13 protein-coding genes and 1 pseudogene are annotated in these 18,658 nt (G+C 30.5%); 10 read left to right on the forward strand and 4 right to left on the reverse strand.

What is annotated here, in order from left to right; genetic code table 11:
- The coding region (locus IEU90_RS10785; protein WP_188358130.1) for a YSIRK-type signal peptide-containing protein at window positions 1-1,948 on the reverse strand (1,948 nt) is incomplete at its 3' end.
- Window positions 1,949-2,375: 427 nt separating this feature from the next.
- Here IEU90_RS10785 and IEU90_RS10790 point away from each other — a divergent pair.
- The 8 genes from IEU90_RS10790 to IEU90_RS10825 all read left to right on the forward strand — a co-directional run bounded on the left by IEU90_RS10790 (window position 2,376) and on the right by IEU90_RS10825 (window position 14,143).
- Window positions 2,376-2,564, forward strand: coding sequence for a hypothetical protein (locus tag IEU90_RS10790; RefSeq protein ID WP_153710959.1), 189 nt, complete (start codon window positions 2,376-2,378; stop codon window positions 2,562-2,564).
- Window positions 2,565-4,491: 1,927 nt separating this feature from the next.
- Window positions 4,492-9,423 (forward strand): mucin-binding protein, encoded by a 4,932-nt coding sequence (locus tag IEU90_RS10795; RefSeq protein WP_188358131.1) that lies wholly within the window; start codon window positions 4,492-4,494, stop codon window positions 9,421-9,423.
- 26 nt (window positions 9,424-9,449) lie between these two features.
- Complete coding sequence (locus tag IEU90_RS10800; RefSeq protein ID WP_182598994.1) at window positions 9,450-10,238, forward strand: C40 family peptidase; 789 nt, start codon at window positions 9,450-9,452, stop codon at window positions 10,236-10,238.
- Between the two features lie 34 nt (window positions 10,239-10,272).
- Window positions 10,273-11,352 carry a matrixin family metalloprotease gene (locus IEU90_RS10805; RefSeq protein WP_153710956.1) on the forward strand — a complete coding sequence of 360 codons (1,080 nt, stop codon included), beginning with the start codon at window positions 10,273-10,275 and terminating at the stop codon, window positions 11,350-11,352.
- A 115-nt stretch (window positions 11,353-11,467) separates the two neighbouring features.
- Window positions 11,468-11,842 carry a hypothetical protein gene (locus IEU90_RS10810; protein ID WP_153710955.1) on the forward strand — a complete coding sequence of 125 codons (375 nt, stop codon included), beginning with the start codon at window positions 11,468-11,470 and terminating at the stop codon, window positions 11,840-11,842.
- Between the two features lie 32 nt (window positions 11,843-11,874).
- Window positions 11,875-12,666 (forward strand): hypothetical protein, encoded by a 792-nt coding sequence (locus IEU90_RS10815; protein ID WP_188358132.1) that lies wholly within the window; start codon window positions 11,875-11,877, stop codon window positions 12,664-12,666.
- A 35-nt stretch (window positions 12,667-12,701) separates the two neighbouring features.
- Complete coding sequence (locus tag IEU90_RS10820) at window positions 12,702-13,502, forward strand: alpha/beta hydrolase (RefSeq protein WP_153710953.1); 801 nt, start codon at window positions 12,702-12,704, stop codon at window positions 13,500-13,502.
- 44 nt (window positions 13,503-13,546) lie between these two features.
- Complete coding sequence (locus IEU90_RS10825; RefSeq protein WP_153710952.1) at window positions 13,547-14,143, forward strand: glycoside hydrolase family 73 protein; 597 nt, start codon at window positions 13,547-13,549, stop codon at window positions 14,141-14,143.
- A gap of 1,009 nt (window positions 14,144-15,152) precedes the next feature.
- Here IEU90_RS10825 and IEU90_RS11540 read toward each other — a convergent pair.
- Together IEU90_RS11540 and IEU90_RS10835 are read right to left on the reverse strand one after the other, a co-directional pair.
- Window positions 15,153-15,470: a hypothetical protein gene (locus IEU90_RS11540; RefSeq protein WP_371868254.1), complete on the reverse strand. Its 318-nt coding sequence runs from the start codon at window positions 15,468-15,470 to the stop codon at window positions 15,153-15,155.
- A gap of 865 nt (window positions 15,471-16,335) precedes the next feature.
- Window positions 16,336-16,803: a hypothetical protein gene (locus tag IEU90_RS10835; RefSeq protein ID WP_188358133.1), complete on the reverse strand. Its 468-nt coding sequence runs from the start codon at window positions 16,801-16,803 to the stop codon at window positions 16,336-16,338.
- Window positions 16,804-17,347: 544 nt separating this feature from the next.
- Between IEU90_RS10835 and IEU90_RS10840 the strand changes: the two genes are divergently transcribed.
- Window positions 17,348-17,932 carry a M57 family metalloprotease gene (locus tag IEU90_RS10840; RefSeq protein ID WP_182599006.1) on the forward strand — a complete coding sequence of 195 codons (585 nt, stop codon included), beginning with the start codon at window positions 17,348-17,350 and terminating at the stop codon, window positions 17,930-17,932.
- Window positions 17,933-18,069: 137 nt separating this feature from the next.
- Window positions 18,070-18,174, forward strand: a pseudogene (locus IEU90_RS11385) (transposase); the annotation flags it as partial.
- Between the two features lie 368 nt (window positions 18,175-18,542).
- Here IEU90_RS11385 and IEU90_RS10855 read toward each other — a convergent pair.
- The coding region (locus IEU90_RS10855) for a transposase (RefSeq protein ID WP_188358134.1) at window positions 18,543-18,658 on the reverse strand (116 nt) is incomplete at its 5' end.

An 18,658-nucleotide genomic window follows, 5' to 3' on the forward strand; every position in this document is an offset into this window, starting at 1 on the left:
CAGATGCAGGTGTAGCAGAAGTGCTGTCAGATGCAGGTGTAGCAGAAGTGCTGTCAGATGCAGGTGTAATATTTGTATCTACTTGATTATTTGTATTTTGGTCAAGCGGGCAGTTGCCATTGTTGAAAGTATTTTGAGCTTGATCAAGTGGGCAGTTGCCGTTGTTGAAAGTATTTTGAGCTTGATCAAGTGGGCAGTTGCCGTTGTTGAAAGTATTTTGAGCTTGATCAAGTGGGCAGTTGCCGTTGTTGAAAGTATTTTGAGCTTGGTCAAGTGGACACTCACCGTTGTCGGCAGTATTTTGAGCTTGGTCAAGTGGACACTCACCGTTGTCGACAGTGTTTTGAGCTTGGTCAAGTGGACACTCGCCGTTGTCGGCAGTATTTTGAGCTTGGTCAAGTGGACACTCACCGTTGTCGACAGTGTTTTGAGCTTGGTCAAGTGGACACTCGCCGTTGTCGGCAGTATTTTGAGCCTGATCAAGTGGGCACTCGCCGTTATCCATAGTAGTTTGAGCTTGGTCCAATGAAATTAGGTGTTTGACGGGAGCAAAATTATCTAAAATATTAGAAATTCCTTTTCCAATCTTCCCAAATGAACCGAGGGCATCTTTGACAGTATTTTGAATATTACCGGATAAACCATTCTTAATAAGATTGCCTAAGATACCTGTAGATTTTTGTAGAAAATCATTACCGTTTTTAGCAATATTGCTTAGGACGTCGGAATTATTATTGCTACCATTATTTGTATTTAATTTTGAAATTTGTGAGGTAGTAGCTGTATTAGCTTGATTATTAACATTAGTTAAGGTGTTAGAAGGGTTATTCTTATCAAAGAAATCACCGTTAGATAGTTGTGAAACTGATTGTGGATTATCAACTTTTAGATATCGTAACCATCCTAAACGCTGGTTATTAATATTTCGTTGTTGATTTGCTAGCTGCTTTTGTTGCCAATTATAAAAATGCACCATGAATTTATTCTCAGGGTGGTTAGCTTCCATATCTTGTTGCTTAATCCGAGCTTGTTGTTGTTGCTTGGCAAGGTTTTCTTGCAGCCGCGTAAGATTTTGGTAATTTTGATAAGCTAATGGATGTTGACTAATTAAGCCAACTGTATCCTTAATAAAATTAATACCAGAACCAATCTTAGTTCCAGTACCTGGTGAAATTAAGACATCTAAAAAATCACCTAAGATTTTACCGCCAGTTGCCGCATTTTTAGCTCTAGTTTCAGCATCAGGTGGCAAAACATTATAATAAGTTAAAGGTACTGGATCAACTACTGGTTCTTGAGGAGTCATAGTTGATCCATCTTTAGAACTTGTTAATTGTAGTGTGTTAGAAGACGTCAGATTTTGTACATTTCCTTGTGTCGTAGATTGAGTAGGCTGGTTTTGTGTATTAGCATTATTATTACTACTTTCCAAAGGAGCAGAAGGCGATGTACTCATTGAATTGCTATTATTACGCTGTAAAATACTAATATTATTTTGTGATAATTTGTCTTGATTGGAAGATGAGTTGTTTTGGTTATTATTAGTATTAGTAGAATCTAATGAAGATGATGAGTGCAACGCAGGATTAGTTAGCGTATTAGTTAGAGCTGCTTTTAAATTATCTTCATACTTATCGGCTTGCGGGGTAATAAGTGGTTGGTGATCAAAAGAATTTGAATTTGCTACTGCAGAATTAGTACTTGTAGCATTCATTTTATAATTATCAGTATTATTTAAATTAAAATTATTATTAATACTCTGATAATTATTATTCTCGTTAGAAGATGAACTTGGAGAATTTGAGTTAGCTGATGCAGTAGAAATACCTGTAAATGTAACACCTAATAAAACAGACGCAGTACCAATACTTAATTTTTTCAAAGTAAAGCGTTGGATTTTATCGTTACATTTTTTTGATAATTCTTTATTATTATCATTTGATAACATTTATATTTCCTCCTTTACTAGAAGAATAATTTAAAATTATTCTTACTGACTCACTTTATCATTTTTCTATGTTTATATGTTAAATTTGTATTTAAATTTTTAAAGAACCCGAAATGTCAAGTTTTAGGAATAGTTCCAAGGATGTGCGGTAATTGAGTAACTTTCGTGGAATACTATTTTTGATGCATTAACTGAAGAATTAGTCCGTGGAAGTCTAATCATTTACTTAAATCATTGCAATGTTAAGATACTATTTTTCATTGCGGTTATTCTTTCATTTTATTTTTCTACGTTTTAAAAAGTGCAGAATCACAGTAAATTACCGCAATTTTGCACTTTAAATTTCATTTATAAATATAATTAGTTGATTAAGGTAATTATTTAGTAGTATCCTTACTACAATCAAAATGAAAGGATGATAATATAAATGTCTACTATAAGTTTTTTTGCTAAACCATTTTTGAAAAATCTTCATAAATCTATTGATGATTTTGATTACAATGGTATTTATTTAAAAGTATCAAAGCTCTTAAAAGAAAATGACTTCTCAGATGAGGAAATTCAAAAAATCTTTATGAATATGGATAAGGTAATCTCTGATAATATTAAAAAGTAAATATTTTATTAGCTCACTATTTAAATCGTAATTAAAACTCTACCCCCTAGATATGCTGTCGGTATATCTGGGGGGTATTAAATTTAGGTAAAAACAGTGGAAGTTTTTAGATTCCTTCAGAACGAAAGTAATCGCTTTTGACTTTTTTAATATCTTTAGACCTAGTTGAGTGCGTCAGAGAAGCAGGTACATGAAACAAAGAACACCCACTGTGCATGTAGGAGATAATAATTATATAAAAAGGCCTCTTTTACTTTAAGGTGTAGGTATTTAAGCCAAGATTGAATAAGGAAAAAGAGGTTTTATAAATATGGCTAATAAATTAAATAGTTTAGCCCATAAGAATTGGCGATATAAACACTGTATCGAATTTATTCTAAAGGAAAATAATCTATAATCAATAGGTACGAGTATTAACTTACATACAATATTATCATTAGATTTACTGAAAGCAATATCAAGTAGCATCAGAATTACACTTTGTAAAGTAATCTTATGCAATTACTTTCAGTCTTATAAATGCTTCTTGCTATAGGTGTAGTATTTTGCTTTGAACTTTCGTCAGGTTCTTTCTTGCGCTTTTCAACTCATGGTTTTAAATGCAGTCCAACAGGTTTTCATCGACTGGCTAATATACATGCTAAACCTACTAAGAAAAAGCCGAACAATGAATACTTAAAAATTAAGTTCATTGTTCGACTTTCCTTTAAGGCTGGGAAATTCTTCCCAGTCTTTTTACCTAGGAATAAGAATTATTTAGTAAATTCTTATTCTCTTAGATAGATTGATAAGAACTTATAAAAGGCATGTAGCTAAGAACGACTCATGTGTATTCTATTTGTTAAACAAATTCTTTGTTTAACAAATAGAAATATACAAGATAACAATATTATTTACAAATTTTTATATTTAAATTTAATAATGATCCGAAATACCAATTTCTATGAAAAGTTAGCTGTGACATAACTTAGGAATACTTCCAGGAGTATGCGGTAATTTAATTTATTTTTGTTGAATGCTAGTTATTCGATATTAGTCAATCTGGTAAGGTACTGGAAGTCTAATCCTTTATTACTGCAATAAGATAGCATTGTTCTCATTGTAATCCTTGTTGATTAGGTACGCCAAAAACAGCAAATTCCTTACCATAAAATGATTGTCACTTTAAAATGAGATTTTAATAATATCATTACCGATTCACTATAAGTTTTTCTTGAACTATACGAGCTTCAAAGCACTCAAGTTCTAGTAATGTGGGTAACGTTTACCTGATGGACAAAGTGCATTGTTTACGGGCAAAGATGCGATAAATAGTCCGTATACTACAACTAAAACAGTGTTCTGCGCAAATTTGTTGATGTAGCTAATCTCATCTTTAAGTAGCTGAACTTGCTTATGAACACAGTGTTTCTCATTACGTTAGTAAGTTTTAAAATACTATTTAATTAAGAAAACGTTAGACTTAATAAATAGCTTATTGGTTTCGGTGAAGTAATTTAGTAGCCTAATAAGCTTTGCTACCGAAAATTAGCTATGACGGTCAGTTCACGTATATGCTTATAAGTAATTTGTGCGTATCTTTCTTTATTTAGGGATATTCAAAAGTCTATCAAAAATGTTTTTTATTTTCTAAGCGGTATTTAGCATATAATAGTACTTTTTATAAAATACTATCTTCTAAAAATTTAAAATACGTTTGTTGTGGTATACAAAATAGTTTTCAATATTTCCAAACTTATTTTATAAACATTTAATTAAATTAAAAAAATATATTAGCTGAGAATCGCTATAACTAAGCTATTTAATCTTTGTTATTTTGTATATCAATTGATAAAATAATTGACTAATGGAAATGCAATCAGTAAACTAACATGCGAAGAGCTTGGTGGCTTTTTAATATTTAATTAGGTAATTAAGGAGGATGAATATGCTATCAAAAGATAATTTAAAAGAGCAGATACAGAAATTTGAACCTCAAAAACAAAGATTCACAATAAAAAAGTTATCTGTAGGTGTAGCTTCAGTATTATTAGGATTAACTTTTGCAGGTGCAACTACTGTCTCTGCAAATACAGGAATTCCAACAATAGGTAATGATGCTGATAGTGATTCTTCAACACAACCGAATAATTCTAATGAAAATATTTTAAATTTAAAAACTGCGGAGAATAGTAATTTTGATAATGCGACAAATTCAAATCAAAAAGCTAGCTATCAAGACGAAAAGCAGGCTGAAAGTCCTATTACTAATAGTTATATTAGTAAAGTTAATTCAGCAGTTAATACTAAGGATGATACTAATCCACAAAAATATTTAACAACTAGCTCAGATAATGAGAATTCGATTTTTAAAAATGAAAAATTAAATAAAAAGATTCCCATTGCAACTGTAAATAATGATTCTACAAATAGTCAGAATAATTCAAATGTAGATAAAGATTACTCTGTTGTGTCAGATGCACAATCCTTAAAAAATGCTCTTTCTAATATTGATATTAAAGGAGCTATTGTTAAAGGAGATATCACAGTTAATGAACCTCTATTAATTAATCGAGATTTTGCTATTAAAGGTTTCGATGGTGCAGTATTAAATTTAGGAAATAATGCAATTAAAAATAATGCATTATTAACACTAAAGGATATTACTGTTAATGGAAGCATTATTGGAGACGGTAGTGTCAATATTGAAGGAACAGTTAACTCAAATGTTGATAATAATAATTCTGTACGCTTAACAGATGAACAATTAACAAAACAAATTGGTAATGCATGGCAAGGTGCTAATATAAATAACTGGAAGAGTGCTAACATTGTATCTTCTAAAGTTAATATTACCCAAGGATCAACTCTCAATATAAATAGAACAATTACAGGAGACGGCATTGCTTTAATAAATGGTACATCATCGTTTACAAATGATGGTTCAACATTTGGATCTACAAAGCCTACTAATGACAATGGAACAATTAGTGTAGGTACAAATGCTAAATTAAATATTAATTTAAAAGACAGTGAAAACGCATCAAGGGCAAATGAACAAAATATTAGTTTAGATAATGCCTCTGTAGGTATTAGAGCTGAGAATGGGAATGGGCATTTAGTTACTAATGATAGCGCAAATGTAAATATTAATGCAGGTCATGGTAGAGCAATTGTATTTGGAGAACATTTTGGAGGAAAAAGTGCTATCCATAATGTAATTTTTGATGCTTGGCAAACTCCTAGGGTTGGAAACCATGTCGGGGATTTTCAAAATTATACAAATAACAGCTCTGTTAATTTAGGAGATTCTACTAAATTAAATATTACTGGACGTGAAGGGCTACTATTAGGAGATAGAGCAACATTTGTTACTGGTGATCATAGTATAGTTAATATTAATAATAAGGGTAATGGCTCAGGGTTAGTATTAGGTAATTTTAGCAAAGTAGTAGTTTCCCCCCAGTCCAAATTACTTATGACATCAAATGGTAAAGACTGTACAGGTAGTTATAATAATGGGAATTACATAGGTATGGGTGATGATGGTCAGTTTCGTGTAGAGCATGATGCCACATTTAAATATACTTTAACAGATCGTGGTGATGGTAAAGCACGACCATGGGATGATAACATGAATATTATCTCACAGTCTTCAACAGCTCATCCACTTGTATATGTAGGTAACAATGCTACATTTGATGGTGAAAGCGATTATGCACAATTTAACGGGGAGATTTTCTCATTTTCACTAAATGATGGAAGAACACCTACAGCATTTCAAATTGATGGTGCCAAATATGTTAATTTGCAAAGAAATGCAGATACTTCTAATGGAGCAGGTCCCGTTGGCGGTACAAAGGGTCAAGGAAACTTATACTATTCAATGGGACCTGGAATAATTGATGCTAGTGGTCAAACATATCATGTTTTTAAATGGAATAATCAAAATTTAAATGGGAAAGCCCAAACTTTTAATGACGATGATCCAGAGTCAACCCAAAAATCAATTAATAATTTTATGAATTCGGCTGATAAATATTGGAAAGGAATTACTAATTTAGCCACTCAATACAGTAAGCAAGGTAATACTGGAGAATTTCCTGGACATAACGTATCGGCAAGTGATATTACAGGCGTTAATACTGTGGACTTAAAGACAGGAACGCCTGCTAATCGATTTAGTGACAGTAAAACAAATGATACCGGATTTGATCCTAAAAATTCTCAACGACTTGTATTAGTAGCTACAAAAATTCCTACTCAAGAAGATAAGTCTAATCAGAAGGTGACACCATTTAGTATACAAATTAAAGAAAATAATCAACTTAAACCTGGAGAAGTTAAATTAGTTCAAAAGGGGCAAGATGGGTTAAGTAGAACTACCGAAACAACATATTACATTGTCGACACAACTACTGGAGAAAAAACCATTGATACCTCAAAAGGAAATAATGGGCATACTATTAATGAAAAGGTTATAAATGAACCTCAAAATGAGATTATTGAAGTTGGACCTCAAACAGCAACTGTTAAATATTATTATCAAGGTGGGGATGCTAATAATAATGCCCAACCTATTTCGGTTAATGGTCAACAGCTAGAGGCTCAAATTACTAATATTCCAGTAGCTATAGATAATAATGGTAATATACTATTCAATGATAATGGCGAAGTTATTGCTAATAATATCGATTATAATGATTCCCAAGATATATTTATAGGTAAACAAGCTGTAAGTAAAATGACTGGTTTACCGTTAGATAAGGTTTCAGTAACACAAAATGATTGGCAAGAAGCCGTCGATAAAGGAACAAATAAATATAATACTGGTAAAATCACAAGGGATAAAATTATTAATACTGCCGAAAAGACTGGTTTAAATAAAGTTTCTACTTTATTGCCAACAAATGGGCCAACTTATAAAGTAATTCTTGGTTGTGATACTTGGCATAATTTATCTGGGAAATTAACGGTTAACTTTTTAGATAAAGATACAGGCAAACCAGTGGCAACTCCAGACCAATCGTTAACAATCAGTGTTCAATATGCAGATGATGATAAAGGTAACCATTATGATATTCGTCCAAACGCCTTTAATAATGGTAATAAAGTTGATTTAGCCGAAGGACAGTGGAATAACGATACGTCTGATTTTACATATGGTTATGTAAAATTGCCAGATCTTTCCCAAGAAGGTTACAAGTTAGTTAATGTAAGCCCTAATAATGCATTGAATGGTGATACTGTTGGCGGTATAACTACAAATTGGCAAAATGGGTATAATGCTACCATTAATGTCTATTATCAAAAACAAGATTTAAAGAAGAATGTAAATAGTAAATCAATTCCTTCAACCCAAACAGTTAAATACTTAGATACAGATGGAAATGAATTACAACCTGATAAAGTACAAAATAACTCTTTTAACTACTCTGGTGACATTGTAGATGGAACGTCTGGTCAAATTATTGAAAATGGAAAATGGGATAAAGATACTTATACTTATAAAGTTGAAAATGTTCCTGTTATTCCTGGATATGTAGCAATTTCTGGAGTTAAAGAAGTTGATGGTACATTTGTAACTGGAGGGTTAACAGCAACGATTCAGAATCCTAATGTAGTTGATACAGTGATTTATAAGAAGGTAGGACGAATTATACCTGTAACTCCCGATCATCAACCAATTCCAAATGCTCCAACACCCGAATATAATACTGATCCAACTAATCCGAAAAATGTAACTCCCGATGAGCCAGTACCAACTGTTCCAGGATATACACCTACAGTTTCAAATATTACTCCAAATGATCCTACACAAGATACTCAGGTTGTTTATACTAAAGATCCTGTAGCATCACAGGCAAAAGTATTCTATATCGATGATACTACTAATACGGTATTAAGATCTGATAGTCTTGATGGTAACGTTGGCGATAAGATAAATTATACGACTGCTGATAAAATAGACTCTTATAAAACAAAAGGTTATATTTTAGTTTCAAATAATTTTGTTGATGGTAATGAAGTATTTACTCCAAATGATTTAGTATTTAAGATCCATTTAAAACATGATGTTGTTCCTGTAAATCCAATGAATCCTGGAAAACCTGGGGAACCAATAAATCCAAATTATCCTGATGGACCTAAATATCCTGCGGGATCTGATCAAGTAACTAAAAAAGTAGTAAGAACAATTCAATATGTTGATAAGAATGGAAATACTATAAGTAAAACAGTTAAACAACCAGTTACATTTACTGCTATTGGTGTTTTAGATAAAGTGACAGGCCAATGGATTTCTCCGCTAGCTTGGACTAATGATCAAACTGTCGATGGTGTTAAAACTCCAATTATTAATGGATACCATATTGTAAGTGTTAATAAAGATGCTAATGGTGTCAATGTAGCAAGTAAAGTATTAACGCATAATGACAATGATTATACTGTTACAGTTACTTATGCAAAGAATGGACGAATTATACCTGTAACACCTGATCATCAACCAATCCCAGATGCTCCAACGCCTCAATATAACACTGATCCAAATAATCCGCAAAATGTAGTACCAAATGAGCCAGTACCTAATATTAAGGACTATGTACCATCAGTTCAAACAGTTACACCAAATAATCCAGAAGTGGATACAGAGGTTGTTTATAACAAACCAACAACAAGCTCACCAGCAGCACACACTTCAGTAACCCCACAAGAAAATATTAAAGATGATGTACCATCAACTAATTCACAAGAAAGTAATCAACAATTACCTCAAACAGGTAATAAGAGTGAAAATTTAGCAATAATGGGATTAGCAACTATGAGTTTAGCAGGGCTTTTAGCTGTTACTAGAAAGAAAGATAGTAAAAGTAAAAATTAATTTATATTAAGGAAGGAACTAAAATTATGGCATTATCACGTAAAGCAACTGTATTAACAGGCGCCGCATTAGTAGGAGGTACTATTTTAATTGGAAGTAATGCTTCTGCAGATACACATGTAGTTGTTAATAAAGGAGAAACAGTTTCTAAACTTGCTGAACAATATGATTCTTCTGTTGACAAAATTAAGCAGGCTAATAATTTAGAAGCAAATAAATTAACAATTTATGAAGGTCAAAAACTCGATATTCCAAATCAAAGGAATGATGAATATGTAGGACGAGATAGGTCAACAGCAAAAGTAATTAATGAAGCAAATTATAAGTATTATGGGGCTAACTCTGCTTCAACTGGTATGCAATCATCCTCATATGGTAATAGTTCACAAAGTAATAATAATTTGTATGCTGCGAATTCTTATGCTGAGCAAGCTACAATCAATTCTGAAAAAAATAATTATCAACAAGGTAATGTTGTTCAGAAAGCGCAAAGTGAGCTTGGAAGACCTTATGTTTGGGGCGGAAATTCTCCTCAAACCGGATTTGATTGTTCAGGATTAGTTCAATATGCTTATGGTCTCGGTCCAAATTACAGAACAACATATCAACAATCCCAATTAGGACAGCATAAGTATGATATTCAAAATGCTAAAAGTGGTGATCTTTACTTTTGGGGATCTGATTCTGCACCCTACCATGTTGCTATTGCTGAAGGAAATGGCCAATATATTGTTGCTCCAGCACCCGGTCAGAATGTACAACAAGGGAATATTAATTCTTACAGACCAAGTTTTTACATCTCTATGAATAATTAGGTGAACTTTGTTTCATGATAGAAGGAGTAAAATTATGAATAAGACCACTAAAACAACTATTGCTCTAGGAACTACTTTAATTGGAGTAGTTGGCTTGGGTGTAACAGCTAATGCATCAACTGATGTTCCTAATGTTAGTAATGATAATGGTACTACACAGCAAAACTGTCAGCAAAATAATTTAGAAGGACATGAATATAATTTAAAAACTGGAAATACTGGTAATAGTACGGTTAACCCAATTTATAATTACTATAAGACAGGACAAGTACAAGTTAATAATAACTATGTTAACAATGTAAGTAGTCCGATTTATGATTATTATCAATCTCAATTAAATACCATTAATGATTCTGGAAATAATTTTAATGATAACTTAGCTAATAATAACATTGAAGGAAATAATTTTAATGGTAACTTAGCTAATAATAACATTGGCGATAATAATTTTAATGGTAACTTAGCTAATAACATTGGTGATAATAATTTTAATGGTAATTTAGCTAATAATCAAAACTTTAATAATATTAAAGGAAATAATGTAAATAATGTACAAAATTTTAATAGTTCAGGATTAGATCAGACTCATAATACAGTAATTCAATCCAATACAAATATTAGTAATCCTCAGACACATGAAGATCCAGTTGGTTATGAACGGTCTGAAGGGCATTGGCCAAAGAATACTGCTACAGTATATGTAAAAGCAACAAATCCTTTAATTCGAAGTGCTGTTAATTCGGCAATTAGTAATTGGAATAACACAGGATCATTTACCTTTGTACCCACTAATGACCCAGCTAATGCTAATATTGTAGTACAAGAAGATTATAATCCTACAACATCTGCAGATGGAGTAACATATACTAAAATAAATAGATTAAGTAACGAATTTACTGGGCAACAAAATGTTTATTTAAATGATTTTTATTTATTAAATCCTGATGCTGGATATACTCAAGAGAGTAGGGTTCACGCTGCTACTCATGAACTGGGACATGCAATTGGTTTAGGTCATAACCCAGTAGATAAAAGTTCTATTATGTATCCATCAAATACAGGAACTCCAATTCAAATAAATGATGTTCGAGCGGTTAATGCTATATATAGATAATAAAGTTTTATCTACTATTTATAATCAATAAAATTATCAGCATAAAAGGTTCAAGATTGTAAAGCTTTATTAGCGCATTAAGCTTTATTACTTGAACCTTTTTATTAATCAGAAGGTGATTATTATTAAAAAAGTAATTTTTACAAAGAAAGATGAGCAATTGCTTATTAATTTTGAAAAAAGATTTCCTAATACAATTCATAAATTACTTGAATTGGATAAAAATAATATGAGTTCATTAGTAGTTTATTTAATTGGAATTCAAAGTCTTGAAATAAAGTGGATTCCTAACTCAGTTAGTGAGTATCAAGAATTACTGAAATTGCATAGTCAATTATTAAATATTTTATATAATTTGACTGCTATGGCAAATTTAACAGAATTAGATGGTCGATATATGTTGCATGGATGGAAAAACATACTGAGAGATTATCTATTACCAAGTATTGAAAATGTACTAAATAACTATAAAATTGTTAATTCTTTATAAGAATAATATAGAATATTAAATGGAGAATATTAATGTATTTATTGAATAAAAAAATAATAATATTTTGTGTTTTATTATTTTTTCTATTATCTGGTAAAAGTGTCTTGGCAAAAGAGAAAATAACTAGTTTAAGTCTAAATATACCAAGTAGTTTAAAAACACAATTAAAATATGAACAGGGTAATTATTTATATCTAAGGACTCAGAATGAAAGTTTTACTTTCTCTGGAAAAACTAACCCAAATTCAAAAGTTTATATAGTTCAAGTTCAAAATAATCTAAAAATTAACGTTAAGGCGGATCAAGATGGTAATTTTCAAAAAAAAGTTGTAATTCCAAGTGGGAAAAAAACGGAATATTATATATATTCTGTAGGACCTAGCATGGCCGATAGTGATTTATTATATGTTATGTTAGATAATTCTGTACTAAATGAAAGCAAATCTTTAAATAATAATAATCTAAATATGAAGAAGAAGGGGAGTAAAATAAATTTAAATAAGACATTTTCATATCCAGATAGTGAGTTGGTAAGTAGTTTTAATGAACAGAAATTTCTTATTAAGGACATTGGAATCGATAATAAGAAAAATTATCGAATTTTAATGATTCCTGATAATAATAGTCAAGAAAAGTTTTTTACTATTATTAAGAAGAATGGCAATAAGCAATTAAAACCAGGAGACACCATTGTTATTGATGGTAAATTGAATCAACGTGGAACTATCCTACAAGATCAAATAAATACTGGGATATCATCAAAATTTTTAAATGATAAAGTAGTTGTAGTTAAGACATTTTCTTATAAAGTTGATAAAAATTAACTTATCTAGTTGATTTTTTATGGGAATGATTACTTATGAAGAATAATAGATTAGTCATAATAGGTGTTTGCTTAATAATAATATTTTCTATAGTTGGAGGAGCAGTTCTTAAGCAGAGAAAAGCAAGACACTATAAAAATTCTTATGTACCAACTATAATTTTTATGGATAAAGCCAATAATGGTGGGAAAAATATATCTTTAGCAAATAAAATAAAAAATAAAGGAGTAACATCAAATATTTGTCAATTTAGTATTGTAAAAGATAATAAGATAGTTGTTAGAGGTAATTCTAGGTCAAAAACTTTAAATCCAATAATACAGGTTAAGGGACAGAAACTTACCGTTAACTCAATTGATAAAGTAATGAAAAAGGCAAAAAGCATATATCATACGAAAAATTATAATATTATTTTGTTATATGGAGTTGCTAATACGTATTTTGATTATTTAGTGAGACAAAAGAGATCTAATATTAAATTAAATAATTTAATATGTATTGCTGGAGATTTTGCATTTAATGAAGATAAAAGCCTTATTATAGATCAAAGTGGGAAACCAGATTATATAAGTAAGAATTATCGTAAATTTTTACTTTTAAGACATAATAAGATGCTTAACCAGACTAGAGTATTGAATATTATGGGAAATAATTCTGATAACTCAGACGGAATTGTATTAAATGCATCTTCAAAAGCGTTAAAATATCTTGTTTATCCAGAAACATCAGTTTATGTTGAAAAAGTAATTACTGGAAAAAATTCAGAGCATTTTCAATTAATTAAAAATAAATTGGTCGAACAGACTATAATTGATTTTCTATGGTTAAATAAATAATTAGCCAAAATTTAACTAAAATTAACATAAATGAGGAAAGTTTTATGAAACGTTATAGTAAGTTATTTATTTGTATTTTAATATTTTGTGGACTTTTGTTATCGGCGTACTTAGGACGCCATTACTATAGAATTAAAGAGCAACAGCGGATTGAGAAAAAAATAAAGGAGCAAGATCGCCTTGAAAAAGAACATTTCATAAAACAAATAACTCCAGAAGCACAAAAAATGCAGAAAGATTATCATATATTTGCTTCAGTTATACTTGCACAGGCAATTTTGGAATCTCAATGGGGAAAAAGTAAATTATCGTCTCAATATCATAATTTGTTCGGGATTAAGGGCACAGGAGAGAATTCTCGATTAATGGAAACTAAGGAATATGTTAATGGTCATTGGATTGTTATAAAAGGAAGATTCCGTATTTATAAGAGTTGGGATGAATCCATTGAAGATCATACAAGACTAATGCTCAATGGTACTGATAATAATAAGCAAAATTATGATAGAGTAGTTAATGCAAAAAATTATAAAGAGGCAGCTATTAATTTGCAGAAAGCAGGATACGCAACTGACCCAGGATATGCGAAAAAACTAATATCAGTTATTCAAGCTTATAATTTGGATAAATATGATAAATAGTATTGTATATCTGAAAATTGAATAGGCCGTAACAGTAAGGGGGGTTAGATGAAGTCTTTGGATTTAGTTTATACAAAATCTGGTATTGATATAGAAAGTAATATTTCTAGGTACTGTATCATGTTAAGTTTACACATTAAATAATAAAAATTAATTGGCTTTGCCGTAACGAAATTCTGTTGCGGTAAGGTCATTTTTTTGCTGAAATAAAAGTATTTGTAGAGGACGGTTATAAAATGTAGGAAATCGGTGGTTTAAAATTGTCGTTTTTCCTATATTTACACCACCGTACGTACGGTTCCGTATACAGCGGTTCGACAACTTAATCACTTTGAATAGACTGGAGCGTCCTGGACAGATTGATTAGTCCAAGATGCTTCAGTTTCCTGTTCATTAGAGAACAATTTAGGGCCTTACTGTGCGCGGTTCGTCAGTAGCTCTTTTGGGTACTAGCGAATTTATATGCATCACGATAAGCCAGATATATTACCTTATTCAAGCCTGCAACCATTGGTCAAGGCTTGAATATAGCCGCTCAGTTTCCATTGAGTAATATTGAAGCTTTCGATGGATTTCTTTAAATATTTTTGTCAAAGATACCCTGCAGTTACGCTTAGTTAATCACTTCAATACTTTCTTTAATCGTTGCTACGATTACTTTGCCAGTCAGACGTAAGCAATATTTTTAACGAAAACCCAAGAAAATTTAGTCGTAGCGAGCTACCAGCTTTGACCTTATATGAATTTGCTTTAACTTTCAATCACTCTTAGCGAAAAGCCCATAATCTAAAACTCTGCTAGTTAGAAACTTACGAATAAGTTTTAATGTCCATTATCAAATATAAGTAAGCCTTCATGTCTAAATTAACAACTTGTTGATAACCTTATCGACAAGTTGTGACAACATCTTGGGACTCATAATAGAGCTGGAAGCCAAAACTATTATCCAAGAAAAGCTGCTTAAAAATGGCAGTGAAAACCTAAGATACCACTTATTAGACTATTCTGTCTAAACTATTGATATCCCCAGTTTTCTCAATCTACCATTGAGCTTCGGAATTTCAACCCGTTTAACTGGTACTGAACTATAACTACCATCATGTATACTAGTAATTAATTTAAGTATAGTCTTAGCCACTTTATTTATCTTACCCCGTAAATAGGCCTGATTAAGGTTATTGCAGTCCAAGACTGAGTCTTGAATAATGACACTCATATCTCTACCTTTACCATAATCGGTACTACATGCCTTTGTATACTCTTGATTTTTCAAATCTATACTCGATAAGTGATCAGCTTGTATTTCTGTTTTCTGAAATTGTCGCACCTGATTACAACTCCAATATAATTTATGAGTGTTGTTCAGTCTTTTGTCTGATTAATCAGACTACTATGATCTCGGCTGATTTCTGACCTACTCAATGCTACATTACTGCATCGCTTGTTTCTATGGAAACTATCTTATCTTTTTTATTGGAAACATGTAAATCAGGCAGAATATTAACTTTCGTACCATGTTACCGCTAGATTTACTAAAGACAGCCTAGAGAAATATTGAACTTTAGCTTGCTTAGCAGACTTATAGCTACCTCTTGTTCATTGGTGAAGTGCTTCCTTAGACTTTCTTCAGATTACACCTCGCAGTAGACACCCTTGTACTTAGCTCATGTTTCCGATTTACTACAGCCAATAACGCGACTTTCACCGTTTAGACGACTAAGTAAACAGCTCACGCTAAAGTCCAGACACGAGCTACTTAAAAACTTATTCTATTTTCTTATTTATCTGACGTTTTCTTATAAATACATCATTCATTTTTAATATGAATATTTCTTGCTTTCTATATCCTAAATTAAGCAGGCAATAGCTATTATTTGACGTTACGTACTTTTGCGAATTTTATGTTGCGGACTACTTAGCATCGTTAAACTCGATTAATAAAATCTATCTACTAGCATAACTTCAGCACCACATTTTATTTCTAAAATTACTTGACCATTAAATGAATCAAGTACACAGAAGAAAAAGAATCTTTATGGACATCTATAACAACATAAATCGTCTAGACATAAGAGTAACTTTCTTATTATTTTAAGCTATGGCCTCAGTTAATATTATTCTTTATCATTAATAATGAGTTCATATCCTAGACTTAACTTAATAATTAACTCATTCCTTATATAACTTTTATATTAATTAATTTTATCATCTATCTGAAAGAAATCTGTAACATTTAAATATTTATTTGCAAGAAATTCCTTCAGACAAATAATCATACTATTTTGGGCTTCCAAAGCAACTTCTGGGTTTTCATCAAATAATTTTTTAGTAGCTATATGAATATCTTTAATCAAAATATATCCATGTACTTGAGTTAATTGCTCTTGTTTTTTCATCAGCTCATTAACCTGATTGTTTAATATAGCTAACCTATTTTCTAATTTATCAAGATCATATTCATTAATTAACTTCTCTTTTATACCTATTTTCATTTTTTCAATCTGTTTATCAGATAAACGCCACTGCAAAACGCCAAAGAAAGCAGTTATTGCTATCGATACAGTAAGAACAATTCCAATTATCCAAAAGTAAAAAGTATTTTGTCGGTTAATTTCTTGATAAAATTGATTGTTCAAATCTAAACCCATTTGTATCCACATATAACCATCTACTTCCTTTCGAAAGATAATATCTTTATAGATTATATTCTTTTACCATATTTATAGCTACTAATCTTAATTTTTAATTTACATAATCGAAGACTAGAAATCATTCATAAACTATGAATTGTCTTCACTAAACTATAATTAAATTTATAAAGTGCTTTAAAAGAATTTTGAAACAGGGAACTAGTTTGAACTACTCAATTCGTTATAACTTCAAACTACCGTTTATTTATTAAAGTATTATTTACCTATTAGAATTATTATTAGAAAATTAATTATATTATTTTTAACTAACTAAATATAAATATTAGGAATCCATCTTAAAAATTAGCCAATAAATAAAAATTTTTCTTACCATTACTAAATAACAATTTTATTTAAAAGTAGAAGCTAATTAAATTACGACAATTCTAAGTTTCCAGATCTTATTTTCAACATTAAACTTATATTAACAAGCATTATTATAATACAAATAATAGATATTATTACTCGTATTATATACAATACAAATAATATCTAATTAAAAGGAATGATACTTTTGAAAAAAATAGTTTTAATTATTGGTTATTTTTCATTTATAAATGTATGTTTTTTCACTACCAATATATCTGCTTCAATAACCGATAATACCTTTAACTATGTAAAAATTGATAATTATAAAGGATATAATAAATCCATTAGAAAATGGAAAAAGCCTACAGCAAAAGTCTTTATAGATTCTAGCAGTTCACAACTAACTCCTTATATTGTAACTGCTATTAAAGATTGGAATTCAACAAACGTATTTAAGTTTATTCTTATAAATGATCCAACAAATGCTGATATCATCATTTATAAAAATTTTGATCCTGGAGCAAAAACAAGTGGTCTTACTTATTCAAACGTAGATAATCAATCCGGTTATTTTATACCAACACAAGATATTTATTTAAATGATTACTTCTTTGAAAAGTACAATACTCTCCAAAAAGTTCATACAATAGCTCATGAACTCGGACATGCTATTGGCTTAAATCATAATGAATCAGACAAAAATTCACTAATGTATCCTATTACAACTGAAAAACTAATCCAGCCTAATGATATAAAAGCGTTAAGAGCAATATATAATACTCCTAAATAGTACTTATAAAAAGGTAATGACTTTTTCATTTCCTTTTAATAGACGTAAATTAAATGAGACTGAGAAATAACTATTAAATTTCTAGTCTTTGATATAGAAAACCGGACCATAATTTTTGATTTTTTAAATTTGGAACCTATAAAAAACTAAATGCATTTGTAGGTATTGATTTGAATCGCTATCAATCCGGCCAGAATATAAAGGGAGATTCAATAAATAGACGGGGTAACACCTACGCTTGATTGGTAGAATTTGAAACGATTAGGAGTATGTTAAGAAATAAAGGCCGTATAAAAAATCACTTAATAGATTACTATTACAAACTAAAAGAGCCACCATATTCTAAGCATAATTTGGTGGCTCTTGTTGCATGTGCTAATCATTTAAATAGGACTATCATAAATTTGGTTCGCACTAATCAAACTTACGATTATACAAAAGATTCCCATTAAATGTATCTGCATTTATATAGTATTAGGCTTCAAAAAATATTGAATTTTGAAGTACTTTTAGTATATACAATTATTTATAATAATTAGTACTTGACATTATATAAGAACTAGTATTGATGGATATCAGCGCCTCCTACGAGAATGTGGGAGGTGTTTTTTTACGCAAATAAACAATCAATTCTTAAAAAGAAAAATTGCTGATTGGCAAAACCATAACAGGAACGCTTAAGGGTCTTAATTCGACGATTGATCCCTTCCAAGGGACCGTTGGAGA

This window comes from Limosilactobacillus caviae, from assembly GCF_014635905.1.
Classification (GTDB): Bacteria; Bacillota; Bacilli; order Lactobacillales; family Lactobacillaceae; genus Limosilactobacillus; species Limosilactobacillus caviae.

Coding starts and splice junctions, on each gene's coding strand:
- IEU90_RS10795 (WP_188358131.1), top strand. CDS start 4,492: ATGCTATCAAAAGATAATTTAAAAGAGCAGATACAGAAATTTGAACCT.
- IEU90_RS10800 (WP_182598994.1), top strand. CDS start 9,450: ATGGCATTATCACGTAAAGCAACTGTATTAACAGGCGCCGCATTAGTA.
- IEU90_RS10805 (WP_153710956.1), top strand. CDS start 10,273: ATGAATAAGACCACTAAAACAACTATTGCTCTAGGAACTACTTTAATT.
- IEU90_RS10815 (WP_188358132.1), top strand. CDS start 11,875: ATGTATTTATTGAATAAAAAAATAATAATATTTTGTGTTTTATTATTT.
- IEU90_RS10835 (WP_188358133.1), bottom strand. CDS start 16,803: ATGTGGATACAAATGGGTTTAGATTTGAACAATCAATTTTATCAAGAA.
- IEU90_RS10820 (WP_153710953.1), top strand. CDS start 12,702: ATGAAGAATAATAGATTAGTCATAATAGGTGTTTGCTTAATAATAATA.
- IEU90_RS10825 (WP_153710952.1), top strand. CDS start 13,547: ATGAAACGTTATAGTAAGTTATTTATTTGTATTTTAATATTTTGTGGA.
- IEU90_RS10790 (WP_153710959.1), top strand. CDS start 2,376: ATGTCTACTATAAGTTTTTTTGCTAAACCATTTTTGAAAAATCTTCAT.